17 protein-coding genes and 1 pseudogene are annotated in these 17,252 nt (G+C 46.1%); 9 read left to right on the top strand and 9 right to left on the bottom strand.

Features of this window, described 5'->3' with window-relative positions; genetic code table 11:
- Positions 1-9 precede the first annotated feature (9 nt).
- Both srfAD and ACQVGS_RS20135 read left to right on the top strand, forming a co-directional pair.
- Positions 10-738 (top strand): surfactin biosynthesis thioesterase SrfAD, encoded by a 729-nt coding sequence (gene srfAD / locus ACQVGS_RS20140; protein ID WP_095714068.1) that lies wholly within the window; start codon positions 10-12, stop codon positions 736-738.
- A 104-nt stretch (positions 739-842) separates the two neighbouring features.
- Positions 843-2,087, top strand: coding sequence for an MFS transporter (locus tag ACQVGS_RS20135; protein WP_254518034.1), 1,245 nt, complete (start codon positions 843-845; stop codon positions 2,085-2,087).
- 88 nt (positions 2,088-2,175) lie between these two features.
- Here the strand turns inward: ACQVGS_RS20135 and ACQVGS_RS20130 are convergent, their stop codons facing one another.
- Both ACQVGS_RS20130 and ACQVGS_RS20125 read right to left on the bottom strand, forming a co-directional pair.
- Positions 2,176-2,706: a YcxB family protein gene (locus tag ACQVGS_RS20130; RefSeq protein ID WP_106021043.1), complete on the bottom strand. Its 531-nt coding sequence runs from the start codon at positions 2,704-2,706 to the stop codon at positions 2,176-2,178.
- Between the two features lie 49 nt (positions 2,707-2,755).
- Positions 2,756-3,697, bottom strand: a complete 942-nt coding sequence (locus ACQVGS_RS20125) for a DMT family transporter (protein WP_106021041.1) — start codon at positions 3,695-3,697, stop codon at positions 2,756-2,758.
- A gap of 123 nt (positions 3,698-3,820) precedes the next feature.
- On the opposite strand from ACQVGS_RS20125, the gene ACQVGS_RS20120 reads away from it, so the two are divergent.
- Positions 3,821-5,155: an aminotransferase-like domain-containing protein gene (locus ACQVGS_RS20120; protein WP_106021039.1), complete on the top strand. Its 1,335-nt coding sequence runs from the start codon at positions 3,821-3,823 to the stop codon at positions 5,153-5,155.
- Here ACQVGS_RS20120 and ACQVGS_RS20115 read toward each other — a convergent pair.
- The 6 genes from ACQVGS_RS20115 to bsdA form a co-directional block, all read right to left on the bottom strand.
- Complete coding sequence (locus tag ACQVGS_RS20115) at positions 5,150-5,824, bottom strand: 4'-phosphopantetheinyl transferase family protein (RefSeq protein WP_101863975.1); 675 nt, start codon at positions 5,822-5,824, stop codon at positions 5,150-5,152. The two genes, ACQVGS_RS20120 and ACQVGS_RS20115, sit on opposite strands and share 6 nt — an antisense overlap.
- Positions 5,825-5,928: 104 nt before the next feature.
- The gene (locus ACQVGS_RS20110; protein ID WP_024120192.1) at positions 5,929-6,576 is read right to left on the bottom strand and encodes a YczE/YyaS/YitT family protein; all 648 of its coding nucleotides are present in this window, start codon (positions 6,574-6,576) and stop codon (positions 5,929-5,931) included.
- Between the two features lie 124 nt (positions 6,577-6,700).
- On the bottom strand, positions 6,701-7,444 hold the full coding sequence (gene tcyC / locus ACQVGS_RS20105; protein WP_106022280.1) for a cystine ABC transporter ATP-binding protein TcyC: 744 nt from the start codon (positions 7,442-7,444) through the stop codon (positions 6,701-6,703).
- A gap of 13 nt (positions 7,445-7,457) precedes the next feature.
- Positions 7,458-8,162 carry a cystine ABC transporter permease TcyB gene (tcyB, locus tag ACQVGS_RS20100; protein WP_059334481.1) on the bottom strand — a complete coding sequence of 235 codons (705 nt, stop codon included), beginning with the start codon at positions 8,160-8,162 and terminating at the stop codon, positions 7,458-7,460.
- Positions 8,149-8,955, bottom strand: coding sequence for a cystine ABC transporter substrate-binding lipoprotein TcyA (gene tcyA / locus ACQVGS_RS20095; protein ID WP_106021124.1), 807 nt, complete (start codon positions 8,953-8,955; stop codon positions 8,149-8,151). The genes tcyB and tcyA overlap by 14 nt, the downstream gene beginning before the upstream one ends.
- A gap of 115 nt (positions 8,956-9,070) precedes the next feature.
- Entirely contained in the window at positions 9,071-9,943 is an 873-nt protein-coding gene (bsdA, locus tag ACQVGS_RS20090) for a transcriptional regulator BsdA (protein ID WP_106021037.1), read from the bottom strand.
- An 88-nt stretch (positions 9,944-10,031) separates the two neighbouring features.
- On the opposite strand from bsdA, the pseudogene ACQVGS_RS20085 reads away from it, so the two are divergent.
- The 5 genes and pseudogenes from ACQVGS_RS20085 (at position 10,032) to ACQVGS_RS20065 (ending at position 13,698) form a co-directional block, all read left to right on the top strand.
- Positions 10,032-10,647 (top strand): annotated as a pseudogene (locus ACQVGS_RS20085) (non-oxidative hydroxyarylic acid decarboxylases subunit B).
- A gap of 2 nt (positions 10,648-10,649) precedes the next feature.
- Positions 10,650-12,071, top strand: coding sequence for a phenolic acid decarboxylase BsdC (bsdC, locus tag ACQVGS_RS20080; protein ID WP_106022342.1), 1,422 nt, complete (start codon positions 10,650-10,652; stop codon positions 12,069-12,071).
- Positions 12,072-12,088: 17 nt separating this feature from the next.
- Entirely contained in the window at positions 12,089-12,316 is a 228-nt protein-coding gene (bsdD, locus tag ACQVGS_RS20075) for a phenolic acid decarboxylase subunit BsdD (RefSeq protein ID WP_044161900.1), read from the top strand.
- Positions 12,313-12,777 (top strand): pyridoxamine 5'-phosphate oxidase family protein, encoded by a 465-nt coding sequence (locus ACQVGS_RS20070; RefSeq protein WP_188323798.1) that lies wholly within the window; start codon positions 12,313-12,315, stop codon positions 12,775-12,777. Before bsdD ends, ACQVGS_RS20070 begins: the two co-directional genes overlap by 4 nt.
- Before the next feature lie 75 nt (positions 12,778-12,852).
- Positions 12,853-13,698 carry an alpha/beta fold hydrolase gene (locus tag ACQVGS_RS20065; RefSeq protein ID WP_188323524.1) on the top strand — a complete coding sequence of 282 codons (846 nt, stop codon included), beginning with the start codon at positions 12,853-12,855 and terminating at the stop codon, positions 13,696-13,698.
- A 35-nt stretch (positions 13,699-13,733) separates the two neighbouring features.
- Here the strand turns inward: ACQVGS_RS20065 and ACQVGS_RS20060 are convergent, their stop codons facing one another.
- Positions 13,734-15,212, bottom strand: a complete 1,479-nt coding sequence (locus tag ACQVGS_RS20060; protein WP_044161897.1) for a peptide MFS transporter — start codon at positions 15,210-15,212, stop codon at positions 13,734-13,736.
- Between the two features lie 279 nt (positions 15,213-15,491).
- Between ACQVGS_RS20060 and ACQVGS_RS20055 the strand changes: the two genes are divergently transcribed.
- Positions 15,492-17,246, top strand: coding sequence for a right-handed parallel beta-helix repeat-containing protein (locus tag ACQVGS_RS20055; RefSeq protein ID WP_106021031.1), 1,755 nt, complete (start codon positions 15,492-15,494; stop codon positions 17,244-17,246).
- The last annotated feature ends 6 nt before the right edge of the window (positions 17,247-17,252 follow it).

Genomic DNA, 17,252 nt, shown 5'->3' with positions numbered 1-17,252 from the left:
AGCCGGCCAATGAGCCAACTCTTCAGATCATTTGATGCATCGGAAAAGACGCAGCTCATCTGTTTTCCGTTTGCCGGCGGCTACTCGGCGTCATTTCGCCCTCTCCATGCTTTTTTGCAGGGGGAGTGTGAAATGCTTGCAGCTGAACCGCCCGGGCACGGCACGAATCAGACGTCAGCAATTGAGGATCTCGAGCAGCTGACTGATTTGTACAAGCAAGAATTACATTTGCATCCAGATCGGCCGTTTGTGCTGTTTGGGCACAGCATGGGCGGCATGATTACCTTCAGGCTGGCGCAAAAACTGGAGCGTGAAGGCATTTTTCCGCAGGCTGTGATTATTTCTGCGATTCAGCCGCCGCATATTCAGCGGAAAAAAGTATCGCATTTGCCTGATGATCAATTTCTCGATCATATTATCAAATTAGGCGGAATGCCCGCAGAGCTCGTTGAAAATAAAGAAGTTATGTCATTTTTCCTTCCTTCGTTCAGATCGGATTACCGGGCTCTTGAACAATTCGAGCTTAACGACATGACGCCGATCCAATCGCCGGTCCACGTCTTTAACGGACTGAATGACGAAAAATGCATCCGGGATGCGGAAGGCTGGAAGAAGTGGGCGAAACACATCATGTTCCATGAATTTGACGGCGGGCATATGTTTCTGCTGTCAAATACGGAGGAAGTGGCGGAACGGATTTTTGCGATTTTGAATCAGCATCCGATTTCCAGTTCCTAATGAAAAAGCGGACAGCGCTGTGCTGTTCGCTTTTTTTATATAGAATGTAAATTTTTTCATGATATAATAGTCGCAATACTCAAATAAAGGCAGGTCAGGAAAAAATGTCTCGGCACATCCTTTGCGCGTCTCCTAAGATGAAATGGTTAGTATTGCTGTTCACGTTTGTCTTCGCCATCGGAATGAACTCATTCAGAAATTCCTTTCAATTTTTTATGCTCCCGATGGCAGAGACCTTTCACGCCGATCGGTCGCTGATTTCGGCTTCCGTCAGCATTTTTATGATCACAACGGGAGTCGTTCAGTTTTTTGTCGGCTTTTTTATTGACCGGTTCAGCGTCAGAAAGATTATGGGGATCGGCGCCATTTGTATCAGCGCAAGCTTTTTGGCGCTCCCGCATTCGCCGAATGTCCATATATTTTCTGTGATCTACGGAGTGCTGGGCGGAATCGGCTATTCCTGCGCGGTTGGCGTGACGACACAGTATTTTATCAGCCGCTGGTTTGACACGCATAAAGGCTTGGCGCTCGCCATTTTGACCAATGCAAATTCAGCCGGTTTGCTGCTGCTGTCACCGATTTGGGCTGCGGCTCCTTACTATGCAGGCTGGCAAACTGCGTATACAATATTGGGCATTTTCTTAGCGGCTGTCCTGCTGCCTCTTTTGGCCTTCGGAATGAAGCACCCGCCCAATGTCCAAGGGCAGTCCGTGAAAAAATCTTATGACTGGCAGGGATTTTGGAAGGTGTTAAAGCAGTCCCGCTTCATTCATATCCTGTACTTCGGCGTATTTACGTGCGGATTTACGATGGGAATCATTGATGCTCATCTCGTTCCAATGCTGGAGGATGCGCATGTCTCTCATATCAACGGAATGATGGCTGCATTCGGGGCGTTTATTATCATCGGGGGATTATTGGCAGGCTGGCTGTCAGATTTGCTTGGCAGCAGAAGCGTGATGCTCTCCATTTTGTTTTTCATTCGTCTCATCAGCTTGATCTGCCTGCTCATTCCCGCACTCGGCATTCATAACAGTGAGCTCTGGTACTTGTGCTTTACGCTGTTATTCGGGCTCAGCTACACAGGCGTGATCCCGCTGACTGCTGCGTCCATTTCTGAAAGCTTTCAAACCGGGCTTATCGGCTCGCTCCTAGGCATCAATTTCTTTATCCATCAAATCGCCGGGGCTCTCAGTGTGTATGTGGGCGGATTGTTTTTTGACATGAATCATAATTATTTGCTGGTTACTGTTGTGTGTTTGGTGCTTGTAAGTTTATCAGCATTATTGGAGCTGGCGCCAATCAAAAAAAACAATCATATTCATAACGAAGAGAGTGTTGAGGGGTAAATCTCCATTAGCTGAAGAGAATGTTACTCAATGAAGCGGCATATCTCATTAACATAAAAAAAGAGGGAAAACCCTCTTTTTAAATTTGTCATTTTACTTTTTTGGCACGTACATGTTCTTTTACAAGCTGTCTGAATGAGTGGAGCTCATTTTCGAATACAAAAAAACGTTTAGGAACTAAGATGACCTGGTGACTAGAAGTTTTGATAGAGAAAAAGTGTTTATATTCTGCAACTGCCCTTATTTCATCCCATTCAAACAATGCATTATCGTTTTTGGATTGAATTTGAATGCCTTGCCGGTTAATGGTATATGTCCTTTTGCGTTTTAGCCGTGTATTGTTCTTATAGCTGGTACGCAGCCTTATATAATGAAAAGCAATCAAAAGCAATGTACAGATCAAAGATAGAATCGCTATGAAAATACCATTATATATCACTTCAAGTGTTTCGCTGTCATAAACGGTAATCGGAAATCCATAAAGCGAATACACCAATAAAGATAGAAGAAAAATATAAATAAAATAAAACAATGCTGATATTCTTTGCCGGGATAAAAAGTAACATCTCATATCTTGTAATGAAATGGCTCCCTCTAGGAAGACACTGTGTTGAATCATTCTTACACTGCACCTCAAACCATTTTTTCTTCAACTCTAACATAACATCTCATTTGTTCATAGAAATGGATTTTTTGGTTTGCTTTCTTTTTCGGAGACCGGCATTGCTTCCCAGCACGCCGATGATAATACAAACCGCACCGGCAAGGTGATACCAGGCTAGGCTTTCGTGCAAAACCACAACTCCGGCAATCATCGTCACGATGGTGGACAAATGATTAAAGGCGCTCATTTTAAACGCCTCAATCCGGGACAGCGCATAGTTGGACATAAACGAAGTCACGAGCGAAGATAATACGCCCAAATACACTATCGCGAGAATAAAGCCGGGCTCCCGGAATGGATGGAAGTAAGTGCCGACCGTTCCGGAAGCGCCGTGCCGCACCAAGGCGATGGCATTGAAGACGACAAATCCGATCGCTGACATGATGTAGGTGAGCTCCATCAGCCGGAAACGCTGTGTCATTTTTCTTGCGGCGGTATTGTACATAGCTGAAGACAGAGCGGACAAGAGAATAAGTAAAGATCCTTTTAGGCTGGCCGATTCAACGTTCACACCCTTCATCACAAAAATAAACATGACGCCCGCAACTGATAACACAGTGAACCCTTTTTGAGCCCACGTCGATCGCTCTTTTAAAAAATAAGCGGCAAAGACCATTGTAAAAATCGGAATTGATGCCTGAATGATCCCGGCTTCAGAGGATGACGAGTACACCAGGCCGAATGCCTGAAAGCTGAAAAACAGCGCCGGATACAGCAAGGCGAGCGGCAAAATGGCCATTACATCTTTTAAACGGATGGACAGCTTCACCCATCCGAATAAGACAGGTATAGTAGCCGCTACAAACGCAAGGGTGAACCGGTGTGCAAGAATATCAAATGGTTCTGCCGATTGCAGCGCGATTTTCACGAAAAGAAAGGATAACCCGATAATCAATGCGTTTAACATAGCTGCAAGATAAGCTGAGGTTTGCTGGTTTTTATACATACAGGAAGTGCTCCTTTATATAAATAATAGAGCCGGCCGCTCCCTTTTATTGTATGGGGTGGATAGGAACGGTACAATAAGAAAAACAATGAACTGTACCGGTACAAAACAGGGGGAGAAAGAATGGAGAAGTATATCAGTCTCTTCATACAGATAGAGGAAATGATGCAAAGCAGTGTCTATCAAGAAGGAGACAGGCTGCCTTCCATCAGGCAGCTGTCCGCCCGCTATCAAGTCAGCAAAAGCACGGTGATCCGCGCGCTGCAAGAGCTGGAAAAACGCCATCTCATCTATTCTGTTCCGAAAAGCGGCTATTATCTTGTGAAAAAGACGAGGAAGCCGCATCACGGCAAGTCAGGCCCAATCGACTTTGCAACGTCTGCGCCGGACCCTGATATTTTTCCGTATGTGGATTTTCAGCATTGCATCAACAAAGCGATTGATACATACAAGCATGATTTGTTTCTCTACGGAACGCCGAAGGGCCTCCCGTCGCTCATCCGTGTATTGCGAAAGCTGTTTGCTGATCAGCAGGTATTTGCGGACGAGCGGCATATGTTTATCACATCCGGTGTCCAGCAGGCGCTATCCCTGCTATGTGCAATGCCGTTTCCTAATGGGAAAGAGAAGATCGCCATTGAACAGCCAGGCTATCATTTGATGATTGAACAAGTGGAGACACTGGGCATCCCCGCAATCGGGATAAAAAGAACGGAGCAGGGGCTTGATTTAGCGGAAGTCGAGCGGCTGTTTCAAACAGAACCGATCAAATTTTTTTATACGATGCCACGCTTCCATAACCCGCTTGGGAGCTCACTGGCCGAACGGGACAAACAAGAGCTGGTAAGATTGGCGGAAGCCTATGACGTCTACCTTGTTGAGGATGACTATCTCGGTGATCTCGAGGAAAATAAAAAGGCAGATCCGCTGTACGCATATGATCTGTCCTCACATGTGATTTATTTAAAAAGCTTTTCAAAAATGATATTTCCCGGCCTTCGCGTGGGAGCCGCCGTTTTGCCAGATGCGCTGACTGACACATTTCTTACGTACAAAAAGCTGAACGACATTGACTGCTCGATGATTTCCCAAGCCGCGTTAGAAATTTACATTAAAAGCGGAATGTTCGGCAGGCACAAGGAGAAAATCAGAAATTCCTATAAGGAACGGTCTCTCAGGCTTCATGAAGCCATTCAAACACACGGACAATCGAGCCGCGGCAGCTTTCTATTTTCCAGCGGCCAGGCCCCGTGCATGCATACCCATCTGGTGCTTCCTGAGGATCTGCCGGCATCAAGAGTGATTCAAAAGATGAAAAAACAAGAGGTCCTTCTTGAAACGATTGACCGCCATTATTTATCAGATTATCCGAAAGAAAATCTATTAAAAATCAATCTTTCCAATGTGAAGACTGAAGATATTGAACGCGGCATTAAGCTGCTGATGAGCCATTTATAAAAGCGCTTCGTACGAGATCATCGTGATGTCCTCCGGGAAATCAGGGCGGGCGGCGCACACGGCCATTTTATAGCCGGGGTCTACCTCATACGTTTTGATAAAGCAAGGCGTATGGTGTTCCGGAAGCTCGACGGATACTCGGCCATCCTCATGCAGGCGCACGGAGAAGGAGTCAAGCGGCAGCGACAGGCCTTTGCCTTCCTGCTTGATAAAGCTCTCTTTCATAGACCATAGATGATAAAAATAATCGTTTTGCTCGTCTTTATGTTTGGATAAAAGATCGCTGTACTCGTTCTTCGAAAAGAAACGTTCGGCAATCCCGAGGCTGATTGGCTTCATTTTTTCAATATCGACGCCGATCGGATCTGAATCAAACGCGCCGATGACCCAATGGCCGGAATGGGAAATGTTAAAGTGGGCATTGGGGAGGTCAGGGATACAAGGCTTCCCGTATTCCTGCGCGCTGAATCGGATATCGGCTTTATTCAGCTGGTACTGCTCGCTGATGACAGAGCGAACAAGCACATCTCCCAGGAGGGTGCGGTGAGCATCTTCTTTATGATAAAATCTCCGGCATTTCTCCCGTTTTTCAGCGGAAACGAAAGACATCAGCCGATCCGTTTCTTCCTGTGAAAGCGGGCGGTCCATATAAATTCCGTAAATTTTCATTCTAGATCCTCCGTCTGCAAAAGATTGTCAAAACCATCCTATCATACTTCAACAAGACTCATATAGAGGAGAAAATAAAAAAACAAAGCCGAAGCGGCTTTGTTTTAGTGTATAGGCGGAGTTGCTTTCACAGCGGCTGTCCGCCTTGCCACAGCATAATTCAGCAGCTGGATTGACTGCGGCAACGAAAAGCGCAAAATGATACCGGTGAGGATGGCGGTCAAAATTGTACCTAAACCGATCGGACCGCCCATGCCCCATGCTGCAAACAAAATTGTTATTTCCATGCCGTTCCGCACCCATTGCACATTCCAGCCGGTTTTTTCTGTAATCAGCATCATCAGTGAATCACGCGGCCCCGCGCCAAGGCCCGCTGATACATAAACACCGACGCCGTAGCCGATCAGCAGCACGCCGAGAGAGAAGACGATGACGGAGCCTGTGTAGGTGGAGGGGGCAGGCAGAAGAAAATTGAAAAAATCTATAAAAACACCAATGAGCACCATGTTCAGGATCGCCCCAATTTTTGGCCAAGCCCTCGTAAACAATGACGTGAATCCGACGATGAGCGCTCCAATAATGATGGACCACTGGCCGACGGTAAGCCCGAAGTGCTGAAACAGGCTGTAATGAAATGCATCCCACGGACTGATCCCCAGCGTTTTTCCTTCTATCGTAAGGGATACACCAAAAGACAAAATAAGCAGACCGGCAAAATAAAATGTCCAGCGCAGAACAAGTTCTCGCTTCACGTGAAGTCCCTTCTTTCGTAAAAATCAATCGATTGTCATTGTAGCATATCTGACAAAAGGGCGGAATAGGCGAAAGGGGCTCAACAAAAAAACAGGGCCGCCGGCAGGCGCCCTGTTTTGGGTTTTACAACGGGTTCAAAATCCGATTCAAAAACCGCTGGGTTCGTTCTTCTTTTGGAGCAGAGAAAATTTCCTCAGGCGGCCCCTGCTCCACGATGACGCCGCCGTCAATGAAGACGACTTCGTCCGCCACTTCCTGGGCGAATTTGATTTCGTGGGTAACAACGACCATGGTCCAGCCTTCATTGGCTAAATCCTTGATAACCTTCAGTACGTCACCCACAAGCTCAGGGTCAAGCGCTGAGGTCGGTTCGTCAAACAGCATCAGCTCAGGCTGAATTGCCAGTGCACGGGCGATGCCGACGCGCTGCTGCTGGCCTCCGGAAAGCTGGAACGGATATAAATCCATTTTGTCCTTCAATCCGACTTTATCAAGAAGCTGAATCGCTTCTTTTCTGACTTCCTCTTTGTTTCGTTTTTGCACCTGAACAGGGCCTTCCATCACGTTTTCAAGGACTGTGCGGTGAGGGAAGAGGTGATACGCCTGAAACACCATTCCCGATTTCCGGCGGAGCTGAAGGATATCCGACTGCTTCACTTTCTTTGAAAAATCGATGGAGAAATCATCAAATGCAAGCTCCCCGCGATTCGGGATCTCCAGCGCGTTCAGACAGCGAAGCAGCGTCGTTTTCCCTGAACCGGAAGGCCCAAGTATAGCGATGACTTTTCCTTTTTCTATCTTCATATCTATCTTTTTTAAAATTTCATTTTGACCGAATGATTTATTTAATCCTTTAACGGAAAGCATACTCGGAACCTCCTTATTTGGCCACGTAGCGGTCAAGACGCCGTTCGATGACATGCTGGACGAGCGAAAGCAAGAAGCAGATAATCCAATAAATAAAGGCCGCTTCAATATAAATGACTAAAATCTGATCGAGATTGCGCGCGCCGATTTCCTGAGCTTTTCTGAACAGCTCAGCGACGAGAATCTGAGATGCAAGAGATGTATCTTTGATCAGGCTGATAAAGGTATTGGATAATGGCGGGATTGACACACGAAACGCCTGCGGCAAAATGACGCGGAACAGCGTCTTCTGGTGTGTCATGCCGATGGTATAGCCAGCTTCCCATTGCCCCTTCGGCACGGATAAAATAGATGCCCTGATGATTTCAGATGCATAGGCGCCGACGTTTAAGGAAAAGGCAATGACTGCGCTTGGAAATGGATCTAGTGTAATGTTAAAGGCCGGGAACAGATAGAAAATGATGAACAATTGAACGAGAAGTGGAGTGCCGCGTACGGCGGATACGTATACGCTGAACACCCATCTCAAAGGTCTCACTTTCGACATTCTGGCAAGCGCCGTAATCAGCGCCAGTATCATTCCGAATATAAAGGAAAGAATCGTAAGGGGAATCGTATAGTAGATTCCCCCTGAAAGTATAGGCCAGAATGACTGCTGCACCAGATCCCACGGGATCGCCGTGCCAAGCGTCAGTGCCGGTATATTATTTAGAAACATCTTCGCCGAACCATTTTTTAGAGATTTTAGAAAGAGTCCCGTCCTCTTTCATTTCTTTTAATGCTTTGTTGACTTGGTCGACAACCTCGCCGCTTCCTTTACGGAACGTGAAATACGTTTCCTGCGGATCGCCTGTTTCAAACGCGATTTTTACGTTTTTGTTGCCTGATGTTTTTAAATAGTTTAAAACGGCAAGCTTATCGTTGTACGTCATGTCGACGCGGCCTTGCTGGATCATTTGAAGGGCCTGCGCCATGCCTTCAACGCCTTCTACTTTCGCACCGGCATTTGTAGCTAGTTTGTTATAGTTGCTTGTCAGTGATTGAGCTGACGTTTTTCCTTTTACGTCTTTTTCAGACTTAATATCGTTGTTGTCTTTTTTCGTCACGACAACGGCTCTTGATGTTGTGTATTTGTCTGAGAAGTCATATTGGTTTTCACGATCTGTTTTTCCGACTTGGTTGGCAACGACGTCAAACCGTTTGGAATTCAGGCCGGCAAACATACTGTCCCACTGTGTTTCCTTGAATTCGGCTTTCAGTCCAAGGCGTTTTGCGACTTCTGTGATGACTTCCACGTCATAGCCAGTCAGCTTGTCAGTGTCTTTGTCATGATAAGTGAACGGTTCGTACGTTCCTTCTGTACCGACTGTCAGTACGCCTTTTTTCTTAATTGAAGCCCAAAGATCGCCGTTTTTTCCGTTATCTTTTGACTGATTGTCATTTCCTGCTCCGCAAGCTGCGAGAACTGCAATGCTTACGACCATGAATAAAGCTAAAAGTGCTTTTTTCATTCTATTCCCCACTTTTCTGATTAATTTTGTTGAAATGAAAAAATAGCTTACAAATCTAAAGGATAACTTTTTTTTAGTATGAGTCAAGTATTTGGTTTTCATGAGACAAAAACACTTAAAATAAATTCAAAAATTGCTGTACCGGTTTTGGCAAATAACTGTCAGTTCTCCACATGACAGCCGGTGTCATAACGAAGGGATTGTTTTCGATTTTAACTGTGTGAATGTGGTTTCTCATATGAACAGGAATCATGGTGACGGGCAGAATGGACGCGCCAAATCCTGATGAGACGAGACTGAGCAGTGTTACTGAATCGTGGCATTCACAAACAATACGCGGCTCCAGCTGAAGACGCTGAAATTCATTCATGACCTGGTTATAAACGCCTTTTCCGTTCACAGGCCGCAGCAGAATCAGCGGGAAAGAAGGGATATCCTCCATTTGAATGGTGTCTCCGCATGTATACCCGGCATCATCAGAAAGAACGAGCACACATGGAATTTCGTCAAGCTTTTTAAATTGGACGGTATCGCTTTTTATCATGGTTGTCGTGACAGCGGCGTCGATTTGCCGGCTTTCCAGCAGCTCTAACAGCGTTGCCGGTTCGTTCTCCCAAATATTAAAGGTGAGGTGCGGATATCTATCTTTCATTTGCGTCACTTTCTCAAGCATAAGAGCGGCGCAATAAATCGTCGAACCCACAGCCAGCGTGCCGGCAACCTCCTCCCTCAGCTCTTGTACCTCAATGACCGCATCTTCAAACCTGTGCAGAATCTCTTTGGCTCTTTTGAGAAAAATGCTTCCTTCATATGTAAGAGTCATTTGTTTTTTCTTATTGCGGTCAAACAATACAACACCCAGCTCATCCTCCAGCTGTTTGAGCTGCCTGCTTAGCGGCGGCTGCGCCATATGGAGCTTTTTGGCGGCAGAGGTGATCTTTTGTTCTTGGGCAATGGTAATGAAATATCGCAGCTGACGAATGTCCAAAGAAGGGCCTCCTTTTATATACCTTTTAGGTATTGATTATAGATTTAACGAATATTTTTCATATGGATATATCAGGAGTATGATTGAAATGAAGACAGAATTCAAGCGTAAAGGAGGGGCGAAATTTGAAACTCGTTGTCGGAATGACAGGGGCAACAGGGGCTATCTTCGGTGTCAGGCTATTAGAATGGCTGAAGGCGGCGGAAGTGGAAACCCATCTCGTTGTGTCTCCTTGGGCTAACGTTACCATCAAACATGAAACAGGCTACACGTTAAAAGAAGTTGAAAAGCTGGCCACATACACATACTCGCACAAGGACCAGGCGGCGGCCATCTCCAGCGGCTCGTTTGATACCGATGGCATGATTGTGGCGCCGTGCAGTATGAAATCGCTTGCGAGCATCCGCACCGGGATGGCGGATAATCTGCTGACTCGCTCGGCGGATGTCATGCTGAAAGAGCGGAAAAAGCTCGTTCTCTTAACAAGAGAGACACCTTTGAACCAGATTCATCTCGAAAATATGCTTGCACTCACAAAAATGGGGACGATTATTCTTCCGCCGATGCCGGCGTTTTATAATCAGCCGAGCAGCTTAGAAGAAATGGTCGACCATATTGTATTCAGAACGTTGGACCAATTCGGCCTGCGCCTTTCTGAGGCAAAGCGCTGGAATGGAATTGAAAAACAAAAAGGAGGAGCTTGATGATGGCTTATCAAGATTTCAGAGAATTTCTCGCTGCCCTTGAAAAAGAGGGACAATTGTTAACGGTGAATGAAGAGGTAAAGCCTGAGCCTGATCTGGGAGCAGCTGCACGGGCAGCCAGCAACCTCGGCGATAAAAGCCCTGCACTGCTATTTAACAATATTTACGGCTACAACAATGCGCAAATCGCGATGAATGTCATCGGCTCTTGGCCGAACCACGCAATGATGCTCGGACTGCCGAAAGATACACCGGTGAAAGAGCAGTTTTTTGAATTCGCGAAGCGATATGAACAGTTTCCGATGGAGGTCAAACGCGAAGAAACAGCGCCATTTCATGAAAATGAAATCACAGAGGACATCAATTTGTTCGATATCCTGCCTCTTTTCAGAATTAACCAAGGAGACGGCGGTTACTATTTAGACAAAGCATGCGTCATCTCCCGCGACCTTGAGGACCCTGACAACTTCGGCAAACAGAATGTCGGCATATACAGAATGCAGGTAAAGGGAAAAGACCGCCTCGGCATACAGCCTGTGCCGCAGCACGATATTGCGATCCATCTGCGCCAAGCGGAAGAACGCGGCATTAATCTTCCGGTCACGATTGCGCTCGGATGTGAACCGGTCATTACAACTGCGGCATCCACTCCGCTTCTCTATGACCAATCCGAATACGAAATGGCGGGAGCAATCCAAGGAGAACCGTACCGCATCGTAAAATCAAAGCTGTCTGACCTTGATATTCCATGGGGAGCAGAAGTTGTGCTCGAGGGAGAAATCATTGCCGGAGAACGTGAATATGAAGGGCCATTCGGTGAATTTACAGGGCACTATTCCGGCGGACGCAGCATGCCGATTATCAAAATTAACCGCGTGTATCACAGAAACAACCCGATTTTTGAACATTTATACTTAGGCATGCCGTGGACAGAATGTGATTACATGATCGGCATTAATACTTGTGTGCCGCTGTATCAGCAGCTAAAAGAAGCGTATCCGAATGAAATTGTGGCTGTGAACGCCATGTACACACACGGTTTAATCGCGATTGTATCAACAAAAAACCGCTACGGCGGATTTGCGAAAGCGGTCGGCATGCGCGCGCTCACAACCCCGCACGGACTAGGCTACTGCAAAATGGTTATCGTTGTCGACGAGGATGTCGATCCATTCAATCTGCCGCAGGTCATGTGGGCGCTCTCTACAAAAATGCACCCGAAACACGATGCGGTCATTATTCCGGATTTATCAGTCCTGCCGCTTGACCCGGGATCAAATCCATCAGGAATCACGCACAAAATGATTCTTGATGCCACAACACCTGTTGCGCCGGAAACAAGAGGCCATTATTCACAGCCGCTTGATTCTCCATTAACAACAAAAGAATGGGAACAAAAACTAATGGACTTGATGAATAAATAAGGAAAGGATGATTCGACATGCATACATGTCCTCGATGCGATTCAAAAAAAGGAGAAGTCATGAGCAAATCGCCTGTAGAAGGAGCATGGGAAGTCTATCAATGCCAAACATGTTTTTTTACATGGAGATCATGTGAACCGGAAAGTATTACAAATCCGGAAAAATATAATCCGGCCTTTAAAATCGATCCAAAAGAAACAGAAACAGCGGTTGAAGTTCCCGCTGTTCCGGAACGAAAGGCCTGATCGGCGTGAACCAACTATCAGACCGTCTCTTTGAGCTGCTTGACGGGGAACGTCTGAAAGAAAAGCAGCATGAAGCCTTCGTTCTGCAAACGGTATCGGAGGACGGCTGGCCGCATGCCGCTATGATCAGCGCCGGAGAAATCATCGCCCTGAATCGGACGGATATCCGGATCGCCCTGTGGAAAAACACAGAGACCGCGGGAAATATCCTTCGAACGGGACAAGCCCAGCTTACTGCATGGTGGAAAGGAGCCGCTCATTACGTGAAACTGCAATGTGAGCCGCTCCCGCCGCTGAAAAATGCGGTCTATGACAGGGAACGCTTTGCCTGCCGTATCGCTTCAGCTAAGGAGGATGTTGCAAAGTACGCTGATATAACTTCCGGTGTCAGGATACAGCTTCACAATGCTGAAGAGGTGCTGAACAGATGGGAAGCAACGCTTGAGGAATTAAAACGATAAATGAAAAAGCCTGACGCCATGCGTCAGGCTTTTATTAGTATAATGAACCATATAAAGACAAAGGGGGCGTGAGGAATGGGCACAAAGGGGATCTGTTATTCAGACGGTTTTGATTTATCTTATTGTATTGAAGGAGAGGGCGCGCCGATTCTCGTGATCGGCAGTGCGGTTTACTACCCGCGTCTATTTCATCAGGATATCAAACAGAAATATCAATGGATATTTGCCGATCACAGGGGTTTTGCCAAGCCGGCGCGGGCGCTGCGGCCGGAAGATCAAAGCCTGGATGCAGTTTTGGACGATATTGAAGCGATAAGACGCCATCTTCAGCTTAAGGATTTTATCATCATGGGACATTCGGGGCATGCGTTTATGGCATTAGAATACGCCAGAAAGTACCCTGAGCATGTGCGAAAGGCCGTGCTCCTCAATTCAGCGCCTGATAACAGTCAAAAGAGACAGCGGGACAGTGAAGCGTTTTTTAGGGAAACAGCCAGCCCTGAGAGAAAGAAACGTTTCGAAAAAGATATTGCAAGTTTAGCAGGTGACATAGAAAAAGATCCTGAAAGGCGTTTCGTGCACATGTGCATTCGCGCTGAAGCGAAAAGCTTTTATAAAGAGAGGCCGAATGCGGCAGCTTTATGGGAAGGTGTTGACACCAATATGCCGATCATAGATGAATTATGGGGACATACATTCGCGCAGATGAACCTCATACAGCGGTTAGCAGACGTTCATGTTCCTGTCTATATCGGTTTAGGCAGATATGACTATTTGGTTGCTCCTGTATCGTTGTGGAATGCCGTTGACGGTATATATCCGCATGTGAAGAAGGTCATCTTTGAAAAGAGCGGGCACCAGCCGATGCTGGAGGAACCGCAGACCTTCGGGCAAAGCTTAATGGAATGGATAGACAAATAAAAATCCCGCAGAGCTGATCTGCGGGATTTTCTTTATTATAAGATACCTTTCATCGCACGTTTGATGATCGGTGAGATCAGCAGCAGAATGCCGCCGAGTATGATAGAAATCAAGCCGATGGTACCGAAGTACGTTGTTTCAGGTATTTTATCAAACAACCCGGCTACTTGGGCATTGATCGCTTGGGCTGCTGCGTTAGTCAGAAACCACATACTCATTGTCTGTGCAGAGAATGCAGCTGGCGCCAGTTTCGTTGTCACGGATAAACCGACTGGTGACAGGCACAGCTCTCCAAGCACGACAAGCAGGAAGCTGAGAACGAGCCACAGCGGGCTTACGAGAGCTTCTTTCCCTTGCATAGCCGGGAATACCATAATGATAAATGACAATCCGGCTAAAATAATTCCGATTGAGAATTTAACTGGTGTAGACGGTTGGCGTTTGCCAAGCTTCATCCAAAGCCATGCGAAAATTGGTGCAAAAATGACGATAAACAAGGGGTTTAATGATTGGAACCAAGATGACTGAAGTTCTATTCCGCCCAATGAAAGTCTTATGCGTTCATCAGCGTATACCGCAAGAATGGTCGCTCCTTGTTCCTGAATGGCCCAGAACATGACAGCACCGATAAACAAAGGAACGTAAGCGGCAAGACGAGATTTTTCTGTTTTGTCCGCTTTTTTGCTTGTAAACATGATGATGAAATAAATAACAGGAATCAAAATACCGAGAATACTTACAAGGTCGATGAAACGGTTGATCGTCAGCACGCCTGTTTGTACAGAGATCATCACTGCGATCGCCACAATGATAACACCGATTCCGGTGCCAATTGCAGATTTTTTAGACAGCGGATTCGGGACATTTGAACCTGCAGGTCCGAGGTTTTTCTTTCTTGTCAAAGCAAATACGATAAGTCCAAGAAGCATTCCGACCGCGGCAGCTCCGAAGCCGAGATGATAGTTGTACTTCTGTCCGAGTGTTCCGACAATTAACGGCGCGAGTAAACCGCCGAGGTTAATCCCCATGTAGAAAATACTGAAACCTGAGTCGCGGCGCGGGTCTTCTTTCGTGTAAAGATCTCCAACGACGCTCGAAACGTTTGGTTTTAATAAGCCTGTTCCGATAATGATAAGCACCATGCTGATATAGAATGCTATCGCGCTGCCCGGATAGGCGAGTGCAATGTGGCCGAACATAATAAATATGCCGCCGTAAAACACGGTGTTTGCGGTACCGAATACCCGATCAGCGAGCCATCCGCCAATAATAGTGGACATGTATACGAGTGATCCGTAAATCGACATAATGGCAACCGCAGTGCCTTTGTCAAAGCCAAGCCCTCCGTTTACCGTCTCTGTATACAAATAGTAAAGCAAGATTGCTCTCATTCCATAGTAAGAGAAACGCTCCCAAAATTCGGTGAAAAATAGTGTAAATAGTCCTCGCGGGTGACCAAAGAACCCTTTTTGCGGGACGCTTTTAATGATACTTTCGTTATCAATCGAAGCCATGTCAGCCAAACCCTTTCTTAAAAAAGTGTATTATAAAAATCATATTCTTATATAATACTTGTGTCAATATAAATTATACTCATTTCAAGAAGTTCCAGAATGGAAAAACTATAAAGGTAGAAAGTAGTGAGTTTTTCCTGTTTCTTATGTTTCGTTTTGTTACATTTTCTAACGATAGTATTTCTTTATACTTTTTTAATAAAATTTTAGAGAAATGTACAAGCAGATCGGGCTGCCGCGAATATCATGGTAACAATCATGCGGGAGGAGGTTGGATCATTGGCTGAATTCATCTTGAATGCAGCAGATTTCGGTATTTCAGGGGACGGAAAAACGGATTCGACAGAACTGATTAATCAATGCCTCAGCGCGGCTGTTTCAAAGGGGTACCATACAGTCTGGTTCCCGAAAGGAACATATTTAATTGACGGGACGCTTGGAGGGGATGCGAACCAGGTGTTTCGCAACGCTGGGATTATTGTTCCCGGCAATCTTAATATCGTCATGGACCCTGAGTGTATCATCAAAGTCATTCCGAACAGCTCCTGGGGGTATTCTGCATTTTATGTAGGCAAGCAAGAGAATATAACCATTTCCGGTGGACAAATTATCGGCGAGCGCGACGAGCATACGTATGCGTCCGCGGGGATAAGGTCAACCCATGAATGGGGCTTCGGCATTTGTATTGAAGGGTGTTCGAATGTTGTTATTGATGATGTCAACATTTCTGATTTTACTGGAGATGGGATCATTATCAGTCCGCGGGGCTTAAAGACAAATAACGATTATCGAACATCAGAGCACATTACCATCCGCCGCTGTAAGGTTCGGCGATCGAGGAGAAATAACATTTCGATTACCGGATGTGACACAGTCACGGTGGAGGGCTGCGTGATTGAAGATGCCGGAACGGGAAATGGAACAGCGCCGAAATTCGGAATTGACATTGAAGGATATGGTGAAGGAAATATTGATTATGAGGAACCGCTCAATGTCTCGATTCGAAATAACTATTTTAATGGAAACGTTTCAAGTTCTGTGACTAATTTTAACGGGTACGGCATTTCAATAGAAGGAAACCACTCAGACAATACGATCAGCTATGGGTACGGCACTCAAACGGTCATTAAGGGGAATATTCTCAGAAGGGCGGAAGACGCGGCTGCGGCGCCTAGAGTCGGGATTACCGGATTGGGTGTTTCACAAGGAAAAGAAAGCAGTGATGCAGTGATCGCCGGCAACCTCATTACCGGATTTTCAACCGGAATTGATGTCAGAGGAAAGAGCGTTCTTGTCACGAACAACAAAATCAGCAATTTTGAAAACACAGGGATATTGGTTTATCAGTCTTCCGACGTAAAGGTAGACGGCAACCAGATTCAAAACGGGCTGTCTGAAACAAGGCGCAGTACCGGCCTTCGAGCGGTGCTGTCTGATAATACCGCATTTCTGAATAACTGTCTTATTCAAGTCATCGACGGGGTGAACATTTCAGGAGGCGATATGATCATTAAAGACAATGTGCTGAGAAAATTCAGCCGCGGCATTTGGATCGCTCAAGGAAGCGCGTTGATCGAAGGAAATACGCTTAACCCCGACGCGTTTGAAGCGGCCCTTGAATCGTATGCCGTTTCTGTCACAAACAATGCTGGCGCAATCATTAAAAACAATACATTTAAGAACTTTAAAAATTACCCGATTTACTGTACGACAAGTGCAAAAACCTCTATTATCGGAAACCACTTTGAAAGATCTCCTCTTTTAGTGACCATCTATATCAGCACCGGCGTTCATGACATTTTTGATAACACCCTTTCAGTCAATAGAACAGCCGGCAGACCGATTGTGATTTATCTCAACGGCTCCTCAGGCTCTATCATTTCAGGAAACACCATCAATAATCTCTCCGCAAGCACGGCGGTGGCCATTCAAACGGACACCTCAACCAATTCCACCATCATCGGAAATCGAATCATCAAAGGAACCATCACCAACAACAGCGGAGATAAGGTAAACGGCAATATGATCGTCTGAACAAAA

Source organism: Bacillus sp. SD127, from assembly GCF_058566445.1.
This window is presented reverse-complemented; position numbering and strand designations above follow the sequence as displayed.